This is a genomic window from uncultured Bradyrhizobium sp., from assembly GCF_936943645.1.
In the GTDB taxonomy this organism is placed as follows: Bacteria; Pseudomonadota; Alphaproteobacteria; order Rhizobiales; family Xanthobacteraceae; genus Bradyrhizobium.
Genome location: NZ_CAKZJO010000071.1, coordinates 1 through 19610, shown reverse-complemented (window position 1 = coordinate 19610; position 19610 = coordinate 1). Strand labels below are relative to the sequence as shown.

Below are 19610 nucleotides of genomic sequence, written 5' to 3'. Positions count from 1 at the left end.
CTTCACGCACGCGAAGAAACCCATGACGCAGTACGACTAATCCGCCCTACGATCTGCGCAAGCTCACCCGTATCGCAGCTTCATCACCAGGATGCCGCCGGCGAGCAGCATGGTGACGGCATTCGAGGCGATCAGCGGACCGTCGCCGGAGAGCAGGCCGTAGATCAGCCAGAGCGCCAGGCCCAGCACCATGACCAGGAACATGCCGAGCGAGATGTCGCCGGTGGAGCGGGTCTTCCATACCTTGATGGCCTGCGGCGCGTAGGCGACGGTGGTGCAGGTGGCGGCGGCAAAGCCGATCAGCTTGATCAATAACGGATCCATGCCGGCTCTATAGCATGGATTCGACGGCGGTCATGCCTCAGGCGCGGGACGCCACGACGTCGCGATACAGCGCGGCATAGTCGCCGGCCCGGTTGCGCCAGGAGACGTCGGTCGCGAGGCCGTTTCGTTGCAGGCGCCGCCAGGTCGGCTTGTCGTGGAAGGCGGTGTTGGCGTTGCGCAAGCTGCCGGCGAGGGCGTCCGCCGTCACGGGGGCGAACTTGAAGCCGGTGGCATCGCGGCCGGAGGAAACGGCTTCGCCGATATCGACGATGGTGTCCTCGAGCCCGCCGACGCGCGAGACGATCGGGATGGCGCCGTAGCGCAGCGCGCAGAGCTGGGTCAGGCCGCATGGCTCGAAGCGCGAGGGCACGATCAGCGCGTCCGATCCGGCCTGGAGCAGATGCGCCAGGATCTCGTCATAGCCGATCACGACGCCGATCCGGCCGGGATTGGCGCGGGCGGCGGCCTGATAGCGGTCCTGCAGGTCGCGGTCGCCGCTGCCGAGCAGCGCGAGCTGCATGCCTTCGCCCAAGATGGTCGGAATGGCCTGCAGCAGGAGATCGAGCCCCTTCTGCCACGACAGTCGGCTGATGACGCCGAGCAGCGGCGCCTCGTCCGAGGAATCGAGGTTGAATTGCTGCTGCAGCACGGCCTTGTTCGCGGCCCGGAACGTGAGGTCCTCGGCGCCGTAGCGGTAGGCGATGTGCGGGTCGGTTTGCGGATTCCACACGTCGGTGTCGATGCCGTTGAGGATGCCGCTCAGCACGCTCGCGCGTTCGCGCAACAGGCCGCCGAACCCCATGCCGCCTTCGTCGCTCTGGATTTCCTGCGCGTAGGTCGGCGACACCGTGGTGATGCGGTCGGCGAATTGCAGGCCGGCCTTCAGGAAGCTGATGCCGCCGAAATACTCCAGGCCGTGGACGTCGAACGCGCTCCAGGGTAGGCCGATCGATCCGATCAGCTCGCGCGCGAACTTGCCCTGATAGGCCATGTTGTGGATGGTCATCACGGTGGCGGGCCGCGGGCGATTGTCATAGTGCAGATAGGCCGGCGCGAGCCCGGCCTGCCAGTCATGGGCGTGGACGATTTCGGGCACGAAGGCCGGGACGAGACCGTGGCCGATGTCGGCCGCGACGCGCGACAGCGCGGCGAAGCGCAGGCCGTTGTCGGGCCAGTCGACGTTCTCGGGGGTGACGTAAGGATTGCCCGGCCGCGCATAGAGATGCGGCACGTCGAGCACGAACAGGTCGAGTCCGTCGTGGGAGCCCGCGAGCAGCCGCCCGGGGCCGCCGAAATAATCCGGCCAGTGCCGGATCTCCACCGCCCCTGAGACCAGCCGCATCACGTCGGGATAGCCCGGCATCAAGGTGCGCATCTCGACGCCATGCGCCTTCAGCGCAATCGGCAGCGCGCCGGCGACATCGGCGAGGCCGCCGGTCTTGACGATGGGGTAGACTTCAGAGGCGACGGCGAGGACGCGAACAGGCGTCATTTATTGAGCCCGTCGAGCATCGCCTGGGTGATCAGCGAAATGCCCTGCTCGGTGGTGCGGAATCGCTTGGCGTCGAATTCGGGGTCCTCACCGACGACGAGGCCTTCCGGGATCTCGACGCCACGGTCGATCACGACGTTCTTCAGGCGCGCGCCGCGGCCGACATTGACGTAAGGCATAATCACGGCGTTCTCGACATTGGCGTAGGAGTTGATGCGCACGCCGGTGAACAGCAGCGAGCGCCGCAGCGAGGCGCCGGAGATGATGCAGCCGCCGGAGACCAGCGAGCTCACCGCCTGGCCGCGCCGGCTTTCCTCGTCATGGACGAATTTCGCAGGCGGCGTGATCTCGGCATATGACCAGATCGGCCATGCGCGGTCGAACAGATCGAGCTCCGGCACTACGTCTGTGAGGTCGATGTTGGCGGCCCAATACGCATCCACCGTTCCGACGTCGCGCCAATAGGCGCCGTTGTTCTGGCTGGAGCGCACGCAGGAGGTCGAGAACTGGTGCGCGATGGCGCGGCCGTTCTTCACGATGTAGGGAATGATGTCCTTGCCGAAATCGTGGTTGGAGTTCGGGTCCTCGGCATCGCGCTTGAGCTGGTCGAACAGGAATTTCGAGTCGAATACGTAGATGCCCATGCTGGCGAGCGAGACGTCAGGCTTGCCCGGCATCGGCGGCGGGTCTTTCGGCTTCTCCAGGAACTCCTGAATCCAGCCGTTCTCGTCGATATGCATGATGCCGAAACCGGAGGATTCGGCGCGCGGCATTTCGAGGCAGCCCACGGTGACGTCGGCGCCGCTGTCGACGTGCTGGCGCAGCATCACTTCGTAATCCATCTTGTAGATGTGGTCGCCAGCCAGCACGACGATGAAGCGGGCGTTGTGCGACTCGATGATGTCGATGTTCTGGTAGATCGCGTCCGCCGTGCCGACATACCACATGTTCTCGGAGACGCGCTGGCTCGCGGGAAGAATGTCGAAACTCTCGTTGCGCTCGGGGCGAAAGAAGTTCCAGCCCATCTGAAGATGCCGGATCAGGCTGTGCGCCTTGTACTGGGTCGCCACAGCGATACGGCGAATGCCTGAATTGACGGCATTCGACAGCGCGAAATCGATGATGCGGGACTTGCCGCCGAAATAGACCGCCGGCTTGGCGCGCCGGTCAGTCAGCTCCAGGAGCCGGCTGCCTCGTCCGCCAGCCAGGACGAACGCCAGCGCCTGACGGGCGAGCGGCTCATTACCGACGGCACTCATGACATCCTCCCACTTCCCACCCGGCGCAGGCCGAGACCATTCGTCGCGAGAAGCCCCCGCGCCCTTGGAACCGATAGTAACGGTACGAATAGTAAATCGTGAAGTCGGTTGTTGGTTGCGCGCGCGGGAAGCTTAATGCTTTGCCTTGGCCGGCCGGGCTTTCGAATGGAGCGGGCCGCATGCCGGCGGCCGTCGCGCAAAGAGGCCGGAACGCGACTTGTGCGCCGCACGCAAATCCGGCTTTCGAAATCCGGGCTTTGACTTGGCGCAAGGATGCCCGATCATGACCCTGCGATCCTTTTCCAAGCGAAACGTCAGACAGGAGTTGAGACGATGAGAATCTGGAAAACGGCAATTGCCTGTTCGCTGGCCGGCGTGGTCGTCGCCGGGCAAATTCAGCAGGCGGCGGCAGCCCCGCTGCCGACCAACGTCGCGACCATGAAAGCCGCAGTCGGCGACGACGTCACGCAGGTGCATTGGCGCGGCGGCGGATGGGGCTGGGGTATCGGCGGGCTCGCCGCAGGCGCGATCATCGGCGGCGCCATCGCCAGCGGCGCGCCTTACGGCTACGGCTATTACGGCGGTCCCTATTATGGCGGCTATGGCTATCCCGGTTACGGCTATGGTTATGCCCCCGCCTATTACGGCGGCTATGCCTACGGGCCGGCCTATGCGTATCCGCGCTACTATCGGCCCTATCGCCCGTATTATGGCTATCGCTACGGTTACTACCGGCCGTACCGGGTCTATCACCGTCACTATTATCGCCGATATTGGTGAGCGCTGCGCGCGTTGGATTTGAGCATGATCGCTGCGCAAACGCAGCCACGTTCGTGATCACGATCGCGGCGTGATGGTGCGGGCCGGCAGGCCGGTCTGCCCATTGCGCCGGCCAGCGTCTGATCCGTCACGACAGTAACAATGTGTGATGGCACTGCCGCGCCTTGCGCGGCAGTGTTTTGGGAACTCCAGGGAACAAGTCGACGTTTGCAGCGCCGGGCAGGGCCAACCGGGAGCGGTGCCGTGCGAGCGCAGACGACACTTTGTTTTTGCCTAGCCACTTTTTCGCTTTCAGCCCTTTCTGTCGCCCAGGCCGAAAGCGGGCTTGCGTCGTACTATGGATACGGAAAAGCCGGTAAAGGCGGCGAGCTGACCTGCGCCCATCGGACGCGCCCGTTCGGCAGCGTCCTCAGGGTGTCCTGGAGCGGGCGGACGATCCAATGCCGTGTCAATGATCGCGGTCCCTTCATCCGTGGCCGCATCGTCGATCTCTCGGTGCCGGCTGCCCGCGCGCTCGGCATGATGAGTGCGGGCGTGGTGCGAGTCTCCGTGGAATAGACCCGCGTGCGCGCTATAGTGCCGCTTAGAGCATGAGGGGCGCTATGGCAAAAATCAGGGTGGGACTCGTCGGCTGCGGCTTCGTGTCGGAGCTGCATATGTACGCGTTCCGGCGCGTCTATGGCGTGGACGTCGAGGTCGCGGCGGTCGCCGCGCGCGGCGATCGCGTCGTCGATTTCGCGCGGCATCACGGCATCCCGCGCGTCTATCGCAGCTTCGCCGATCTGATCGCCGACGGCGAGCTCGACGTCGTCGACATCTGCACCCCGCCCAATCTTCATGCGGAGATGATCGTCGGTGCCATGCAGGCCGGCAAGCATGTGATCTGCGAAAAGCCGTTCGCCGGCTATTTCGGCCGTGACGGAGATGCGCAGCCGATCGGCAAGCACGTGCCGAAGGCGCTGATGTACCAGCGCGTGATCGAGGAGATGGACAGGACGCGCGCCGCGATCGAGCGCACCGGAAAACTCTTCATGTATGCCGAGGACTGGGTCTATGCGCCAGCAGTGACCAAGACCGCCGAGGTCATCAGGGCGACAAAGGACAAGATCCTGTTCATGAAGGGCGAGGAGAGCCATTCCGGCTCGCATGCGGCCCATGCGGCACAATGGGCGATGACCGGCGGCGGGTCGCTGATCCGCATGGGCTGCCATCCGCTCTCGGCCGTACTCTATCTGAAGCAGGTCGAGGCCAAAGCGCGCGGCGAAACCGTTCGCGTCGCCAGCGTCACCTGCGATGTCGGCAACGTCACCGCCGGCCTCAAGCCCGAGGAGCGGACCTATATCAAGGCCAATCCCGTCGATGTCGAGGACTGGGGCACGCTCACGGCGACCTTCTCCGACGGCACCAAGGCGACCGTGTTCTCCGGCGACATGATCATGGGCGGCGTGCGCAACTTGATCGAGACCTACACATCAGGTGGCTCGCTGTTCGCCAACATCACGCCCAACAATCATCTGATGAGCTACCAGACCAGCGAGGAGAAGCTCGCCTCCGTCTACATCACCGAGAAAGTCGATCGCAAGACCGGCTGGCAATATGTCTGCCTCGAGGAGGAATGGACGCGGGGGTACTTGCAGGAGATCCAGGACTTCATGGAATGCGTCGCCACAGGCCGCCAGCCGCTGTCGGATCTCGCGCTGGCCTATGAGACGATCAAGGTGAACTACGCAGGCTACTGGGCGGCGGAGGAGGGGCGGCGGGTGGTGCTGTAGGGGGACTGCTCTTTACCCTCCCCTGGAGGGGGAGTCGATCGCGCGTGAGCGCGAGCGGGGTGGGGTGATCTCTCCACACGGGCACCGCCCGAGAGGAGAGATCACCCCGCCACGCATTCCGCTTCCCTGCATGCGTAGCGACCCTCCCCCTCCAGGGGAGGGTGGCACCGCCGCCGCCGCCTCACGCCCCGTAGGTCGAGCCCTTCGGCAGCGGAAACACCGGGTCCTGCGTCTTGATGTTGGTCGGCCACACCACCGAGATGTGCTCACCCGCGTTCTGCATCACCACCGGCGTCGAGCGTTCGTTCTGGCCGGACAGCGGCGTGCCCGGCGGGAAGAATTTCACGCCATAGCCCTGGATGGTGCCGCCCGCGGGAATGTCGACGTCGAGCGCCGCTTTCCGGATCGCCTCGGGCTCGAAGCTGCCGTACTTCTCCTTGGCGACCGGCAGCACGTTGTTGAGCAGCACCCAGGTCTGGTTGAAGCCCATCGAGCAATGCGGCGGCACGTCGGTGGCGCCGGTCTTGGCCTTGTAGCGCGTGACCATGGCGTTGATCAGATCGCCCATGCCGGGCGCGAGCTTCTTCGGATCGAGCAGTTGCGCCGGGACCGGATCGATGTTGCAGAAATTGTCGATGTCGGCACCGAACGTCGCGCGCAGCTTGTCGAGCTGGCTGTAGCCCGCGCCTGCCCCGAACAGCATCTTGAAGCGCAAGCCGCTCTCGCGGGCCTGGCGCAGGAACAGGGTGATGTCGGGGTTGTAGCCGGCATGCGAGATCACGTCGGCCTTGGCGCGCTTGATCTTGGTGACGAGCACCGACAGGTCGGGCGCCGAGGCCGAATAGCCTTCACGCAGCACCACCTGAATGCCGGCCTCCTTGGCATAGGCCTCGTCCGCCGCGGCGACGCCGACGCCGTAGGGGCCGTCCTCGTGGATCAGCGCGACCTTGACCTCTTTGGGATCCATGCCGAGCTTGGCTTTCGCATGCTCGGCGAGGAAGCCGGCGAAGGCCTGGCCGTATTGGTCGGAATGGATCTGCGCGCGAAACACATATTGCAGATTCTTGTCCTTGAACACGGCGGTGGAGACCGCGGTCGTGATCCAGAGGATCTTCTTCTGCTGCTCGACCTTGGCGGCCATCGGCACGGCATGCGCGCTGGAATAGACGCCGTTGATGATGTCGATCTTTTCCTGGCTGATCAGCCGTTCGGCCTCGTTGATGGCAACGTCGGCCTTGCTCTGGGAGTCCGCGGCAACAGGCACGATCTTGGTCTTGCCGCCGATGCCGCCCTTCTCGTTGACGAGATCGATGGCGATCTGCGCCCCGACCGAGGAGGCGACCGAGCCGCCGGCGGCGAACGGGCCGGTGAGATCGTAAATCAGGCCGATGCGCAAATTCTCGGCCTGCGCCTGGGCCCTGGTCCAATCGAGGCTGAGCGTGGCGGCGGCAGCCGCCGTACCCTTCAGCAGCTGCCTGCGTGAAGTCGGCATCCTATCCTCCCTCAAAACCGTCTTATGATTGGTTGTTATTTTTTTGCGAAGTATGGGGAGGGGGATCGCGGAAAGTCAACATCGCGAAAGTCGAGGTCTGTCTTCGACGGCGCTGACGCAATTGCGAAATGACGGCGCGGCCCAGCTGGATCGCGCGCTACTGTGCCAATCGCCGCGCCAGATAAGGCGCCGTCTTGCCGCCGGCCTTGGCGACCCGCTCGGGCGTTCCCGCCGCGACCACACGGCCGCCCTCGTCACCGGCCCCGGGCCCGAGATCGATGATCCAGTCGCTGTGCGCCACGACGTCCATGTCGTGCTCGACCACGATCACGCTGTTGCCGGCGTCCACGATCCGCTCGAGCTGTGCGATCAGCCGCTCGACGTCGCGCGGATGAAGGCCGGTGGTCGGCTCGTCCAGCACATAGAGCGTATGGCCGCGTTGCGGACGCATCAGCTCGGTCGCCAGCTTGATGCGCTGGGCTTCGCCGCCGGACAATTCGGTGGCGGACTGGCCGAGGCGGATATAGCCGAGCCCGACCTCGCGCACGACCGACAGCGCCCGGTTCAGCGCGGAATCGTCACGGAAGAACGCGAAGGCCTCGTCGACGCGCATCGCCAGCACGTCGGCGATGGATTTGCCGTTGATCTTCACCTCGAGCGTCTTGTCGTTGTAGCGCGCGCCCTTGCAGGTCGGGCAGGGCGCATAGACGCTGGGCAGGAACAGCAGTTCGACGCAGACGAAGCCCTCGCCCTCGCAGGTCGCGCAGCGGCCCTTGGCGACGTTGAAGGAAAAGCGCCCCGCGTCGTAGCGCCGTGACTTGGCCTGCGGCGTTGCCGCGAACAATTTTCGCACTTGATCGAACAGGCCGGTATAGGTCGCAAGGTTGGAGCGCGGTGTGCGGCCGATCGGCTTCTGGTCGACGACGACGAGGCGGTTGATGTGGTCGAGGCCGGCAACGATCTTGCCGCCCAGCGTTTCGACCGTCGGGGCGAGGCTGTCGTCGTCGGTGTCGGTGGCAAGCGTATGGCCGAGATGCGCGGCCACGGTGTCGACGAGGAATTGGCTGATCAGGCTCGATTTGCCGGAGCCCGACACGCCGGTGATGCCCGCGATCACACCGAGCGGAATGTCGACGTCGAGGCCGCGCAGATTATTGCGGGTCACGCCCCTCAGCTTCAGATGTCCCTTCGGCTCGCGGCGCTCCGCCGGCAGCTTCTTGCGGGGATGCGCGAGATATTGCGCGGTGCGTGACTGCGCGATCCCGCCGAGCCCTGCCGGCGGCCCGCTGTAAAGAATGAGCCCGCCGCCGTCGCCGGCGTCGGGGCCGACATCCACCAGCCAGTCGGCATGCCTGATCACCTCGATCTCGTGCTCGACCACGAAGATCGAATTGCCGGCGTGCTTCAGCCGGTCCAGCGCGCGCAGCAGCGCCTCGGTGTCGGCGGGGTGCAGGCCCGCGGAGGGTTCGTCGAGCACGTAGACGACGCCGAACAGGTTGGAGCGGACCTGCGTCGCCAGCCGCAGCCGCTGCAACTCGCCCGGCGACAGCGTCGGCGTAGAGCGCTCGCAGGCGAGATAGCCGAGGCCAAGGTCGAGCAGCACGGCGAGGCGCGCCGACAGATCCTCGCAGATGCGCCGGGCGACGACGGCTTTCTCCGACTTGTCCGTTGAAGTTCCCGCAAATGGCTTGATTACCTCGTGCATCTCCTTCAGCGGCAGATGCGACATCTCGGCGATGTTGAGGCTCGCGAACTTCACCTTGAGCGCTTCGGGCTTCAGCCTCGTGCCGTGGCAGGTCGGGCAGTCCTGCGTGATCATGAATTGCGCGACGCGACGCTTCATCATCGCGCTTTCGGACTTGGCGTAGGTCTGCATCACGTAGCGCTTGGCGCCGGTGAAGGTGCCCTGATAGCTCGGCTCCTCCTTGCGGCGCAGGGCCCGCTTGACCTCGGCGGCATCGTAGCCGGCATAGACGGGAACGGTCGGCTGCTCCTCGGTGAACAGGATCCAGTCGCGGTCCTTCTTCGGCAGCTCGCGCCAGGGCCGGTCGACGTCGTAGCCGAGCGTCGTCAGGATATCGCGCAGGTTCTGGCCCTGCCAGGCGCTGGGCCAGGCCGCGACGGCGCGTTCGCGGATCGTCTTGGTGTCGTCGGGCACCATCGATTTCTCGGTGACGTCGAGCATCCGGCCGATGCCGTGGCAGGTCGGGCAGGCGCCCTCCGGCGTGTTCGGCGAGAACGCCTCCGCATAGAGCATCGGCTGTCCCCGCGGATAATCGCCAGCGCGGGAATAGAGCATCCGCAGCAGGTTCGAGATGGTGGTGACGCTGCCGACCGATGACCGCGTCGTCGGCGCGCCGCGCTGCTGTTGCAGCGCCACCGCAGGCGGCAGGCCCTCGATGTCGTCCACTTCAGGGATCTGCATCTGGTGAAACAGCCGGCGCGCATAAGGTGACACCGATTCCAGATAGCGCCGCTGCGCCTCGGCATAGATCGTGCCGAAGGCGAGCGAGGATTTGCCCGAGCCCGAGACGCCCGTGAACACGACAAGGGCGTTGCGCGGAATGCGAACGTCGACATTCCCAAGATTGTGCTCGCGCGCACCCCTGACGTGGACGAAGCCGTCGTCCTGCGTCGGCATCCCGGTCTGTCTTGCTCGATCGTCCATCTCGCGCCTCCGCCCCGAAGTGGGGGTAACGGCAAGATCGCAGGATGGGTCCTCCAAGGCCAGTGCGCCGGTTCCGTTCTGCACAAAGCAGCAAGGCCCGCCGCTGACATCGCGACGGGCCTTGCATGGTCGATGTCTCCGAGTGCAGGCCGCTTACTGCGACAGCTTCACGAAGTTCGGAAACTTCAATTTGCCTTCCGCGATCTTCTCCGGCCAGACCACGACCTGCTTCTGGTCCTGCCACTGGAAGACGAGACCGGTCACGGTGCCCGGACCGGACTTGATGCCGTGGGTGAACTCGTCGTTCTTGCCGTAGAACTGGATCTTGCCGATGGTGCCCTCGTAGTCGGTCTTCTCGAGCTCGGTGACCATCTTGTCGGGATCGGTCGAGCCGGCGCGCGTGATCGCGTCGGTGATCATGTAGACCTCGTCATAGGCGGTATAGCCGGTATAGGCCGGCGGCTGGCCGAACTTCGCCTTGAAGGCGGCTGCGAACGGTTTTGTCTTCGCGGTCACCGCGACGTCGGGCGTTGCGACGGCCAGCGAGGGGATGCCGTCGGCGGCGCCATTGGTGTCCTTCCAGAAGGTCGGGCTCAGCGCCTGCGCGGAGATGCCGAACATCGGGATCGGCACCTGCTGGTTCTTCCACTGCACCGTCGGCTGCACGCCGACATGGGAGATGCCTGTCACGATCACGTCGGGCTTCTTGCTCTCGATGTTGTTGAAGATCGGCGTGAAGTCGGTGGTATCCGGCGAGAAGCGCACGTGCTCGACGACCTTCAGCCCGGCCTTGGGCAGGCAGGCCTCGTAGCCGACGTCGAGCGGCTTGGTCCAGGCGGCGTCCTCGCTCATGATCGCGACGGTCTTGAACTTGAGCTTGTCGACGAGGAGATCCTTGGCGGCATCGCAGACGAGCTGGGCCTGCGCGGCCGAGGTCAGATAGCCGTGGAAGGTGTACTTGTTCTTCTCATAGTCGTTGTGGATCGCCTTGGTGATCTCGTTCGACGCCGCGCCGGGCGTGATCAGCGGCATCTTCAAGCGTGCCGCCCAGGGCTCCAGCGCCAGCACGACCTCGGAGATGTAGCTCGCGATCACCGCGGAGACCTTGTCCTCGCTCACCGCGCGCTGGAAGGCGCGCACGGAATCGGCCGACGAGCTCTTGTTGTCATAGGTGACGATCTCGACCTTGCGGCCGAGAATGCCGCCCTTGGCGTTGATCTCGTCGGCGGCGATCTGCGCGCCGCCCGGCGTCGCCGCGCCTGCGATCGACTGCACCTCGGCGATGACGCCGATCTTGATCGGGTCTTTCGACTGGGCATAGGCGGGCGCGGCGAGGCACAGCGCGAGCGCAGACGCGAGGAAGCTGCTGCTGAGGATCGATGGTCTCATGGTCGTTTCCCTTTCCATTTCTTGTTGATGTTGAGGACTCAAAGAAAATCGGCGCCGGCCTCGCTGGCGAAGCGGCCGGGATCGCCCTCCCAGACGATCCGGGCGTGTTCGAGCACGTAGACGCGGTCGGCATGCGGCAGCGCGAAGGTGACGTTCTGCTCGCCGAGCAGCACCGTGATGGCGGTCGTCTCCCGCAGCTTGGTCAGCGCCTTGGACAATTGCTCGAGGATGACGGGCGCAAGCCCCAGGGTCGGCTCGTCCAGGATCAGGATTTGCGGCTGCATCATCAGTGCGCGGCCGATCGCCAGCATCTGCTGCTCGCCGCCGGAAAGCGTCTGCGCCATCTGGCCCTGGCGCTCCCTGAGGATCGGGAACAGCTCGAACAGCCAGGCGAGCTGCGCGGCGCGCTTGTCGTCGGGAAGATGCTGTCCGCCGAGATCGAGGTTCTCCCGCACGCTCATCTCGCCGAACAGCTCGCGCGACTCAGGGCATTGCACCAGGCCACTGCGGGCGATCTTCGCAGGGCTGGTGCCACGCAGCTTGTCGCCGCCGCGCACGATCTCGCCGCCATAGGGCAGGAAGCCGGAGATGGTGTTGAACAGCGTGGTCTTGCCGGCGCCGTTGAGGCCGACCACCGAGACGAACTCGCCCTCGTGGACGTGGATCGAGACGTTCTCCAGCGCCTGCGCCTTGCCGTAGAACACGCTGACATTCTCGACCTGGAGCAGCGGCGCCCGGTCCTTGAAGCTGGTCTCGGGCCGCGCATGGGTCTCGATCGCGCCGCCGAGATAGACCCGGCGCACGGTCTCGTTTCGCATGACCTCGTCGGCCTTGCCGGTGACGATCTCCTCGCCGAGATACATCGCGAGCACGCGGTCGACGAGGGCCGCGACGCTCTTGACGTTGTGGTCGACCAGCATCACCGCGCGGCCCTCGTCGCGGAAGCTGCGGATCAGGTCGGAGAAGATGTCGACCTCGGCACGGGTCAGGCCGGCAAAAGGCTCGTCCACCAGCACGACCTTGGGATCACGCGCGATGGCCTTGGCGAGTTCGAGCCGGCGCAGATCGGCGAAGGGCAGCGTCGGCGGGCGGCGGTGCATGACGTTGCCGAGTCCGACGCGGTCGGCGATCCATTTGGCGCGCTCGACCAGCGCCTTGTCCGGGAATAGCATGAACAGGCTGTCCGGCAGCAGCGCGACCAGGATATTCTCCAGCACCGTCTGCCGGTTCAGCGGCCGCGAGTGCTGGAACACCATGCCGAAGCCTTTGCGCGCGATCTTGTGCGCTGGGAGGCCAGCGACGTTCTCGCCCTCGAAGATCACCTCGCCCGCGGTGGGGCGTTCGATCCCCATCACGCTCTTCATCGCGGTCGATTTGCCCGAGCCGTTCGGCCCGATCAGGCCGAAGATCTCGCCGCTGTTGACCTCGAAGCCGAGGTTCTTCACCGCGGTCAGGCCGCCGAAGCGCTTGGTCAGCCCGCGGACTTCGAGCACGGCCCGGTTTGAAAGCCTCATATCCATCACGAGCGCGCCTCACGCGAGAGGGCCGCCCCGAGGAAGCCGCCGGGGAAGAACAGCACCACCAGCAGCGCCACCGCCGAGACGATGAAGGTGGCGAGCTCGCCGGTGGGGCGCAGGAATTCGCCGGCGACGATCAGGAAGATCGCGCCGAGCGCAGCCCCGAGCACGGTGCGCCGGCCGCCGAGCACGGCCGAGACGATCACGTTGACGCCGACCGCGACGTCGACGACCGTGCCGACCGAGGCGGTGCCGAAATAGAACACCAGCAGCGCGCCCGACAGTCCCGAGAAGAACGCGGAGACGATGAAGGCGGCGAGCTTGTGCTTGACGATGTTGAAGCCGAGCGCGCCGGCCTGCACCGGGTCCTGGCCGCTGGCCTGCAGGACGAGCCCGATCGGCGATTGCGACAGACCGTAGAGGATGGCCGCCGAGATCGTCATGAAGCCGAGTGCGATCCAGTAATTGGTGCCGGCATTGATGCTGATGACGTCGGGGATGGTGAGCCCGATCTCGCCGCCGGTGAGATCGGCGAACACCACGATGAAGTTCTGCAGCATCAGGACCGCGACCAGCGTGGTCAGGCCGAAATAAGGTCCGCGCACCCTGAGCGCCGGCAGCGCCAGCACGAGGCCGGCGATGACCGAGGCGAGCGCCCCGAGCACGATGCAAGGGTAAACCGACCAGCCGAACTGGGCATTGAGGATGCCGGCGGTATAGGCTCCGACGCCGATCAGGAAGGTCGGGCCGAAATTGACTTCGCCCGCGAAGCCGAACAGCAGGTCCCAGGCCATCGCGAACACGCCGAAATAGAAAGCGACGGTGAGCAGCCCGAGCACGTAGCCGGAGACGTAGAGCGGCAGCGTCGCCGCGATGACGACGAGGGCGAGCGAGACGAAGAACAGGCGCGTGGTGAAGAAGTTCGACATCTCAGCGCCTCCCCAACAGGCCCTGGGGCCGGATGTACATCACGAACACGAGCAGCAGCAGCGCCGGGATGGTTCGATAGGCCGGCGAGACGAGGTAGGCCGTCAGCGTCTCGAGATAGCCCACCACGAAGGCGGCGATCAGCGAGCCGGAAACGCTGCCGAGGCCGCCGAGCACGACGATCGAGAACGCGCTCGCCGTCAACGGGCCCACGCTGTAGGAGCTGACGCCGAGGAACATGCCGAGCAGCACGCCGGCGATGCCGGCGAGGATGCCGTAGATCGCCCACACCACGATGTAGATGTTGGTGAGCTCGAGCCCCAGCAGCGTGACGCCGCGCGGGTTCATCGAGGCCGCGAGCACCGCCTTGCCGGTGCGAGTGCGGTTCACCAGCAGCCACAGCAGCGCGATGACGAGGCAGCACACGATGGCGGTGAAGATCTCGTTCTTCGGCGTGCGCACGCCGAGGATCTCGACCACGCCCTCGACGATCGGCAGCACGGTCTTGGCGTTGTTGGTGAAGAAATAGGCGATCAGCTCCTGGATCATGATGCCCCAGAGCAGCGTGCCCGTGAGGACGAAGATCTCCTTCTCCTCATTGGGAATGCGGCGTGAATCCTGGATCGGCTTCACCACCGCGAAATAGGTGGCGAACGCGGTGAGGAGTGCGACGCCGACGCCGATCAGCGCGCCGGCATAGGTGCCGACATTGAGCACGCTGGCCGCGGCCCAGGCCGCCACCGCCGCCGCGACCATGATGGCGCCGTGGGAGAGGTTGAGCACGCCCGAGACGCCGAAGATCAGGGTAAAGCCGGTGGCACCGAGAGCGTAGAGAGCACTGATGGCAAAGCCATCGATCAGGATCTGGAAGACTCGCATTGATGATTTGGCCGGGCAGTCCGGCTGCCGCTTGGAGGAAAAGCTGCTGTGCGCCCGCCATGCGGAAACGCTTCCGGGCGAGGCCCGGATGGGTTCCGATCAGTTCGCGGGTAGGCTTGGTGGAGAGCTCGGGAGACTGACGTCAGTCCTGACGACGTCCTCCGGCGCGCCGATCACGGCGGCGTCGAGCGAATTCGCAATGCAACAGAGAGTCTTTTCTTCATGGTGTTGTCTCCCTTTGAACAGGCCTCTTGTGAGCCATTATGTCGCGACTATACCGGCCGAGACATTCTCGGCAAGTGAAACTGCATTCATGATTGTGAGACGCGAACTAAAGTCTAGCGCTGCGCAAATAGAGAGCAGGGCAGTCATGCAGATTTCAGCTGTGCCCATGCGCGTGCGCGACGTGAACGCATCCGCCGGGATCAGCGCGTCTGCAGCAGGGATGGGTCGAGCGGGGCGAGCCGTGCCGGATCGAACGGTGAGAGGTCGATCTGCGCCGCGCCATCGGCGATCAGCTGTGCCAGTGCTTCGCCGGTCGCGGGCGCGTTGAGAATGCCCCAGACATTGTGTCCGGTCGCAACATAGAGGCCCTCGCTCTGCGACACCTTGCCGATCAGCGGCAGGCCGTCTTGCGTCACCGGACGGAAGCAGGCCTGCCGCGCGATGATCCTCGCAGGGTCGAACAGCGACGACAGCCGCTCGCTCATCGCCTGCAGGCGGACGATCGCGTCCTCGTCGGGCGTCACGGCGGCGGGATCGAGCGGCAGCGGCGCGATGTCGGAGAGCGCGGTGACATGCGTGCTGCCGTCGGCCCGCGGGAAGACTTCGATCGACACGGCGTTGCCGTTGTCTTCATGCTCCAGGAACAGCGCATCGGCCGGCACATCGGTGCCGGTGTCGTACACGATGCTCGGGCTGCGCTGGCCATAGACCGCGGGCAGGCTCGCCCATTGCGCCGCGAGCAGCGACCATGGGCCCATCGCGATCACGACTGCGTCCGCCTCGATGACACTGCCTTCGACCTCAACGCCGCGCGCCGTAGCGCCGTCCGCAGCGCGCGGGATGGCCGTAATGCGGCCGCGACGAAGCTGCGCACCCAGCGCAAGCGCAGCATCCATCACGGATGAGGTGAACTTGCGGGGATGGACGATTGCAGTCGTCTCGTGTGTGCCGATGCGTTGCGCGATGACGACACCGTCGGCGAGCCAGCGAAGTTTGGAGGGCAGGGCCTGCCGTGCATCGCCATCGGGTGCAACGAAGCCGCTATAGACGGTCATGGGGCGATAGCCCCAATCGCCTGGGATATCGCCGGCCAGTTGCGCGTGAAGCGCGAAGCTGCGCCGCGCCAGCGCATCGAGCGGTGTGCCGGCGCACCAGTCGCGCGCGAGAAAGCCGCCGGCCTTGCCCGAGGCGGCCGCCGCCACCTCGGTCCGTTCGACGACGATGACCTCGATGCCGCGGCGGGCAAGGAACAGGGCGGTGCAGGCCCCGATCACGCCGCCGCCGCAGATCACAACGCGCATGGTTTCTGTCCCCACAGCATGATCTCGAAACGTAGCGAGAGGGGAGCCCTCGCGACAAGCGCTGAGATCATGTGCGAACGATAACCGACCGCGCGATGCCGATCCATCCTGGTCTCGCGCGTCTCAGACGATGAAATCCCTGGCGTGGAGGTCGGCGGCATGGATACCGTCCAGCGTGATGCTGTCACTGGCCGTTAGTTGGATCACCGCATTGCCGGCGCTATCGTCGCTGATCAGGCTCTTCAGATCGGCCCAGCCCGCAAAGCCGTACGCGTGGACGTCGATCACGTCATGCTCCGGCGCCGTGCTGCCGCCGGCCTTGTTGCCTTGGTTGAAATCGCTGACCACGTCCTGGCCCGAGCCGGCGCCGAACACGAACAGGTCGTTGTTCGGTCCGCCCCAGAGCTGATCGTTGCCGCCGCCGCCATTGAGGATGTCGCGGCCGCCGGTGATGGCGCCGCCTATGAACGGATTGTAGGCCCGTGCATCGCCATAGAGAAGATCGCCGCGATCGCTGCCGTAGAGGATATCGTTGCCGCCCCGGGCGTTGCCGGTCATCTGCGAGGCATCGCCGACGAGCACGATGGAGGTCGAATCGGGATTGCCGTCTACGGCTGCGATCAGGATGTCATTCCCACCACGGGCATTGTCGTTCATGTCGCTGGCATCGCCGAAGACCGATGCGCTGCCGGACTGCGCATCGGCGCCGACCGTATAGATGAGAATGTCGTTGCCGCCGCGTGCATCGCCGATCATGGACACAAAGGCATCGCCTGAGATCGACGCGTTGCCGGAGGCGCCGGTCTGCATCACGCTGACGATGTCGTGGCCGCCTTGGGCGTTGCCGCTCATCAGCGATCCGGAATCGCCGCTGAACGCACCATACGATCTGTCGCCCATCTCTGCGGTGATGAGATCGTTGCCGCCTTTGGCATTCCCGGTCATGGCGAGTTCGGCGTCGCCGGAGAGATAGACGTTCGCGAAGGTCGCGTTCGAGGCCTCGACATGCAGCACGTCGTTGCCACCATGGGCCTGATCGGACATGATCTGCGCGTCGCCGTCCAGGGACACATAGGGCAAGCGGCCCTCGACCGTCGCGACCAGAAGGTCGTTGCCGCCATGCGATCGGCCGTTCAGGGTCGATTCGTCACCGACAAACAGCAGGCTGCTGGGCCCGCCGTCGACCGTTGCGATCATGACGTCGTTGCCGCCGCGGCCGTCGACCGGCAGACCGGGGTCCCCGAACGCGATCACGAGTTCCTCGCTCCCGACGCTGACGATGATGGTGTCGTTTGGCATATGGCGCATCGCGAAGGCTCCCCATCCATGTCGGGCGCGGATCGCACCAAGCATCATGCCCGCGCACCGCGCTGCGGCTTCGCCGCATCACGCATCATCTTTGGCTTGATGGCGGAGATTGGCCCGCGATGCAGCTTGATTGCGGCCGGGGGAACCACGTCAGCGCGAGCCCGACCGCGAGGTCAAGCTGTCATGAAAGGCACACGCGCAGAGGTGTTTGCCGCGATCGATCAGCAGATCGTGCGGCAGAAAGCAGTGCCGTAGGGTGGGCAAAGGCGCAAAGCGCCGTGCCCACGATCTCGTTCCGAATTAAGGAGATCGTGGGCACGCTTCGCTTTGCCCACCCTACAAGAGTGGTGCAAGCCTGCAGCGGGCCCGCGCTCAGCCTGGCCCGGCGCCTTGCGTTGCCGTGAATACCGCGTAGAGCGACTGGCTCGCGGCCATGAACAGGCGGTTGCGCTTGGGGCCGCCGAAGGTGATGTTGCCGCACACCTCCGGCAGGCGGATGCGGCCGAGCAGCTTGCCCTCCGGCGACCACACCGTCACGCCGTTGTAGCCCACGGCGCGGCCGGCATTGCTGGACGCCCAGACATTGCCGTTGACGTCGCAACGCAGGCCGTCGGGTCCGCACTTCACGCCGTCCACCACGCAATCGCTGAACTTCTTGACGTTGGACAGCTTGTTGTCGCTGCCGACGTCGAACACGAAGATCTCGCCCTTGCCGCCGGGGCCGGTGTCGCCCGGTCCCTTGCCGGTGGAGGCAACGTAGAGCTTCTTGTAGTCCGGCGAGAAGCAGAGGCCGTTCGGATCGGGCACCTGCTCCTCGGTGACGACGAGGTCGATGCGCCCCGAGGGGTCGATGCGATAGCAATTGGTCGGCAGCTCGCGCTTGCCCGGCATGAAGCCGGCGGGCTGTCCGATCCGCGGATTGAGCTTGCCGCCCGGATTGCTCGGGCCGCCCGCCGCATCCGGCTCGCCTTCGTAGAGCTGGCCGCCATAGGGCGGATCGGTGAACCAGTAGCTGCCGTCGGGATGCGCGACGACGTCGTTCGGCGAGTTCAGCTTCTTGCCGTTGTAATTGTCGCAGAGCACGGTGGCTGTGCCGTCATGCTCGTAGCGCGTCACCCGGCGGGTCAGATGCTCGCAGGAGAGCTGGCGGCCCTGGAAGTCGAACGAGTTGCCGTTCGAATTGTTGGACGGCGTGCGAAACACGCTGACGCGGCCGTCGTCCTCGCTCCAGCGCATCTGCCGGTTGTTGGGAATGTCGCTCCACAGCAGATATCGTCCTTGCGCGCTCCATGCCGGACCCTCGGCCCACAGCACGCCGGTGTAGAGACGCTTGATCGCGGTGTTGGGCTGCGCGAGATCGTTGAAGGACGGATCGACCGCGAGGATGTCGGGGTCCCAGAAATAGGTGGTCGGCGCGCCGTGCGGGCCGAAATCGCGCGGCGGCGTTGTGATGGTGGTCGGTGGTGCGGCGGGTCCGGTCTGGGCCAGCGCGGGGCCGGCGACGGTCGCCGCGGCGCCGAGCGCAAGCCCCCGCACAAGTGTTCGTCGTGAAAGCGCAGCATCCTGCTCGCGCGGCTCGTGGTCACGAGCCGCGTCGTCACGAGCCTCTTGGCGTGTCATCGCGTCCTCCCAATGATGTTCGCTGGCCGGTTGATCCGGCCGAGCGGGGCGGAGGTTAATGCGGTCCGCGGCCGGTTGCGAGGGGTTGAATCGAAAGCAATGAGCGACCGCAGGTCGCAATGTCGTCATATTCGAATGCGCTCGCGAGGACCCTGTGTCGAAGCCTGGATGTGAGATCGAGAACTCCTCGAAATGTTCGCGCGTGCAAAAAAAATGCGTGCGGCAAAGCGCGGCATGCGACGCATTCCGCCCCGTTCGAGCCATGATTTCGCGCCGATTGCCACGCACAAACCGTTCGGGGCAATGAACGGAGTTGAACGTGGGCGGCGTCATCGTATTGATCGTGTTGCTGGGGATCGCGTTCGCGGCCGGCTATTTCACGCGCGACTACATCTCCAGCAAACGACGCGCCGAAGCCCGCCGCTGGCGCGAATATGCCGAGCCGGATTGGCAGCCCGCCAGCGCCGCCAACACCAATGAGATCGCGAGCGCCATCACGGCGGTGCCGGTCGTCAATGGCGAGCTCGGCCAGATGCTGAACCGCTGGGAGACCAGGGCCCGCGCCCGCCGCGCAGGCCAGGTGAAGGTCGCAGTAGCTTCCTAGGGTGGGCAAAGGCGCACTTGCGCCGTGCCCACGTTCTGCCTGTGAACCGAGAG

16 protein-coding genes are annotated in these 19610 nt (G+C 65.3%); 4 read left to right on the top strand and 12 right to left on the bottom strand.

What is annotated here, in order from left to right; translation table 11 throughout:
• Nucleotides 1-63: 63 nt before the first annotated feature.
• From Q0743_RS20070 to glgC, 3 genes are read right to left on the bottom strand one after another with little or no spacing between them, the layout of a single operon-like run.
• Nucleotides 64-324 (bottom strand): SemiSWEET transporter, encoded by a 261-nt coding sequence (locus Q0743_RS20070; RefSeq protein WP_018640800.1) that lies wholly within the window; start codon nucleotides 322-324, stop codon nucleotides 64-66.
• Between the two features lie 37 nt (nucleotides 325-361).
• A complete protein-coding gene (gene glgA, locus Q0743_RS20065; protein WP_298243225.1) occupies nucleotides 362-1816 on the bottom strand; it encodes a glycogen synthase GlgA in 1455 nt (484 codons plus the stop codon).
• Nucleotides 1813-3075, bottom strand: coding sequence for a glucose-1-phosphate adenylyltransferase (glgC, locus tag Q0743_RS20060; RefSeq protein WP_298243224.1), 1263 nt, complete (start codon nucleotides 3073-3075; stop codon nucleotides 1813-1815). Before glgC ends, glgA begins: the two co-directional genes overlap by 4 nt.
• 333 nt (nucleotides 3076-3408) lie before the next feature.
• Here glgC and Q0743_RS20055 point away from each other — a divergent pair, with 333 nt between their 5' ends.
• From Q0743_RS20055 to Q0743_RS20045, 3 genes are all read left to right on the top strand, one after another.
• The gene (locus Q0743_RS20055; RefSeq protein ID WP_298243223.1) at nucleotides 3409-3855 is read left to right on the top strand and encodes a hypothetical protein; all 447 of its coding nucleotides are present in this window, start codon (nucleotides 3409-3411) and stop codon (nucleotides 3853-3855) included.
• 243 nt (nucleotides 3856-4098) lie between these two features.
• Nucleotides 4099-4413 carry a septal ring lytic transglycosylase RlpA family protein gene (locus tag Q0743_RS20050; RefSeq protein ID WP_298243222.1) on the top strand — a complete coding sequence of 105 codons (315 nt, stop codon included), beginning with the start codon at nucleotides 4099-4101 and terminating at the stop codon, nucleotides 4411-4413.
• Between the two features lie 44 nt (nucleotides 4414-4457).
• Nucleotides 4458-5627: a Gfo/Idh/MocA family oxidoreductase gene (locus Q0743_RS20045; protein WP_298243221.1), complete on the top strand. Its 1170-nt coding sequence runs from the start codon at nucleotides 4458-4460 to the stop codon at nucleotides 5625-5627.
• A 181-nt stretch (nucleotides 5628-5808) separates the two neighbouring features.
• Here Q0743_RS20045 and Q0743_RS20040 read toward each other — a convergent pair whose 3' ends face one another.
• The 9 genes from Q0743_RS20040 to Q0743_RS20000 all read right to left on the bottom strand — a co-directional run bounded on the left by Q0743_RS20040 (nucleotide 5809) and on the right by Q0743_RS20000 (nucleotide 18953).
• On the bottom strand, nucleotides 5809-7119 hold the full coding sequence (locus Q0743_RS20040) for an ABC transporter substrate-binding protein (RefSeq protein ID WP_298243220.1): 1311 nt from the start codon (nucleotides 7117-7119) through the stop codon (nucleotides 5809-5811).
• A gap of 157 nt (nucleotides 7120-7276) precedes the next feature.
• Nucleotides 7277-9787, bottom strand: a complete 2511-nt coding sequence (gene uvrA, locus Q0743_RS20035) for an excinuclease ABC subunit UvrA (protein WP_298243219.1) — start codon at nucleotides 9785-9787, stop codon at nucleotides 7277-7279.
• A 153-nt stretch (nucleotides 9788-9940) separates the two neighbouring features.
• Nucleotides 9941-11176 (bottom strand): ABC transporter substrate-binding protein, encoded by a 1236-nt coding sequence (locus Q0743_RS20030; RefSeq protein WP_298243218.1) that lies wholly within the window; start codon nucleotides 11174-11176, stop codon nucleotides 9941-9943.
• Nucleotides 11177-11214: 38 nt separating this feature from the next.
• On the bottom strand, nucleotides 11215-12696 hold the full coding sequence (locus tag Q0743_RS20025; RefSeq protein ID WP_298243217.1) for an ATP-binding cassette domain-containing protein: 1482 nt from the start codon (nucleotides 12694-12696) through the stop codon (nucleotides 11215-11217).
• A complete protein-coding gene (locus Q0743_RS20020) occupies nucleotides 12696-13622 on the bottom strand; it encodes a branched-chain amino acid ABC transporter permease (protein WP_298243216.1) in 927 nt (308 codons plus the stop codon). The genes Q0743_RS20025 and Q0743_RS20020 overlap by 1 nt, the downstream gene beginning before the upstream one ends.
• 1 nt (nucleotide 13623) lies before the next feature.
• On the bottom strand, nucleotides 13624-14499 hold the full coding sequence (locus Q0743_RS20015; protein WP_094891093.1) for a branched-chain amino acid ABC transporter permease: 876 nt from the start codon (nucleotides 14497-14499) through the stop codon (nucleotides 13624-13626).
• Between the two features lie 425 nt (nucleotides 14500-14924).
• Entirely contained in the window at nucleotides 14925-16025 is a 1101-nt protein-coding gene (locus Q0743_RS20010; protein WP_298243215.1) for an FAD-binding oxidoreductase, read from the bottom strand.
• Between the two features lie 123 nt (nucleotides 16026-16148).
• Nucleotides 16149-17333, bottom strand: coding sequence for a hypothetical protein (locus tag Q0743_RS20005; protein ID WP_298243214.1), 1185 nt, complete (start codon nucleotides 17331-17333; stop codon nucleotides 16149-16151).
• Nucleotides 17334-17705: 372 nt separating this feature from the next.
• Nucleotides 17706-18953 (bottom strand): SMP-30/gluconolactonase/LRE family protein, encoded by a 1248-nt coding sequence (locus Q0743_RS20000; RefSeq protein ID WP_298243213.1) that lies wholly within the window; start codon nucleotides 18951-18953, stop codon nucleotides 17706-17708.
• A gap of 319 nt (nucleotides 18954-19272) precedes the next feature.
• On the opposite strand from Q0743_RS20000, the gene Q0743_RS19995 reads away from it, so the two are divergent.
• Nucleotides 19273-19557 carry a hypothetical protein gene (locus Q0743_RS19995; RefSeq protein WP_298243212.1) on the top strand — a complete coding sequence of 95 codons (285 nt, stop codon included), beginning with the start codon at nucleotides 19273-19275 and terminating at the stop codon, nucleotides 19555-19557.
• Nucleotides 19558-19610: the final 53 nt, after the last annotated feature.

Bases quoted from the DNA above. Each gene is read 5' to 3' on its own strand.
- Q0743_RS20055 (WP_298243223.1), top strand. From the start codon at position 3,409: ATGAGAATCTGGAAAACGGCAATTGCCTGTTCGCTGGCCGGCGTGGTC.
- Q0743_RS20020 (WP_298243216.1), bottom strand. From the start codon at position 13,622: ATGTCGAACTTCTTCACCACGCGCCTGTTCTTCGTCTCGCTCGCCCTC.
- Q0743_RS20070 (WP_018640800.1), bottom strand. From the start codon at position 324: ATGGATCCGTTATTGATCAAGCTGATCGGCTTTGCCGCCGCCACCTGC.
- Q0743_RS20045 (WP_298243221.1), top strand. From the start codon at position 4,458: ATGGCAAAAATCAGGGTGGGACTCGTCGGCTGCGGCTTCGTGTCGGAG.
- Q0743_RS20000 (WP_298243213.1), bottom strand. From the start codon at position 18,953: ATGACACGCCAAGAGGCTCGTGACGACGCGGCTCGTGACCACGAGCCG.
- glgC (WP_298243224.1), bottom strand. From the start codon at position 3,075: ATGAGTGCCGTCGGTAATGAGCCGCTCGCCCGTCAGGCGCTGGCGTTC.
- Q0743_RS20040 (WP_298243220.1), bottom strand. From the start codon at position 7,119: ATGCCGACTTCACGCAGGCAGCTGCTGAAGGGTACGGCGGCTGCCGCC.
- Q0743_RS20015 (WP_094891093.1), bottom strand. From the start codon at position 14,499: ATGCGAGTCTTCCAGATCCTGATCGATGGCTTTGCCATCAGTGCTCTC.
- glgA (WP_298243225.1), bottom strand. From the start codon at position 1,816: ATGACGCCTGTTCGCGTCCTCGCCGTCGCCTCTGAAGTCTACCCCATC.
- uvrA (WP_298243219.1), bottom strand. From the start codon at position 9,787: ATGGACGATCGAGCAAGACAGACCGGGATGCCGACGCAGGACGACGGC.
- Q0743_RS20005 (WP_298243214.1), bottom strand. From the start codon at position 17,333: ATGCGCCATATGCCAAACGACACCATCATCGTCAGCGTCGGGAGCGAG.
- Q0743_RS20025 (WP_298243217.1), bottom strand. From the start codon at position 12,696: ATGGATATGAGGCTTTCAAACCGGGCCGTGCTCGAAGTCCGCGGGCTG.
- Q0743_RS20010 (WP_298243215.1), bottom strand. From the start codon at position 16,025: ATGCGCGTTGTGATCTGCGGCGGCGGCGTGATCGGGGCCTGCACCGCC.
- Q0743_RS20030 (WP_298243218.1), bottom strand. From the start codon at position 11,176: ATGAGACCATCGATCCTCAGCAGCAGCTTCCTCGCGTCTGCGCTCGCG.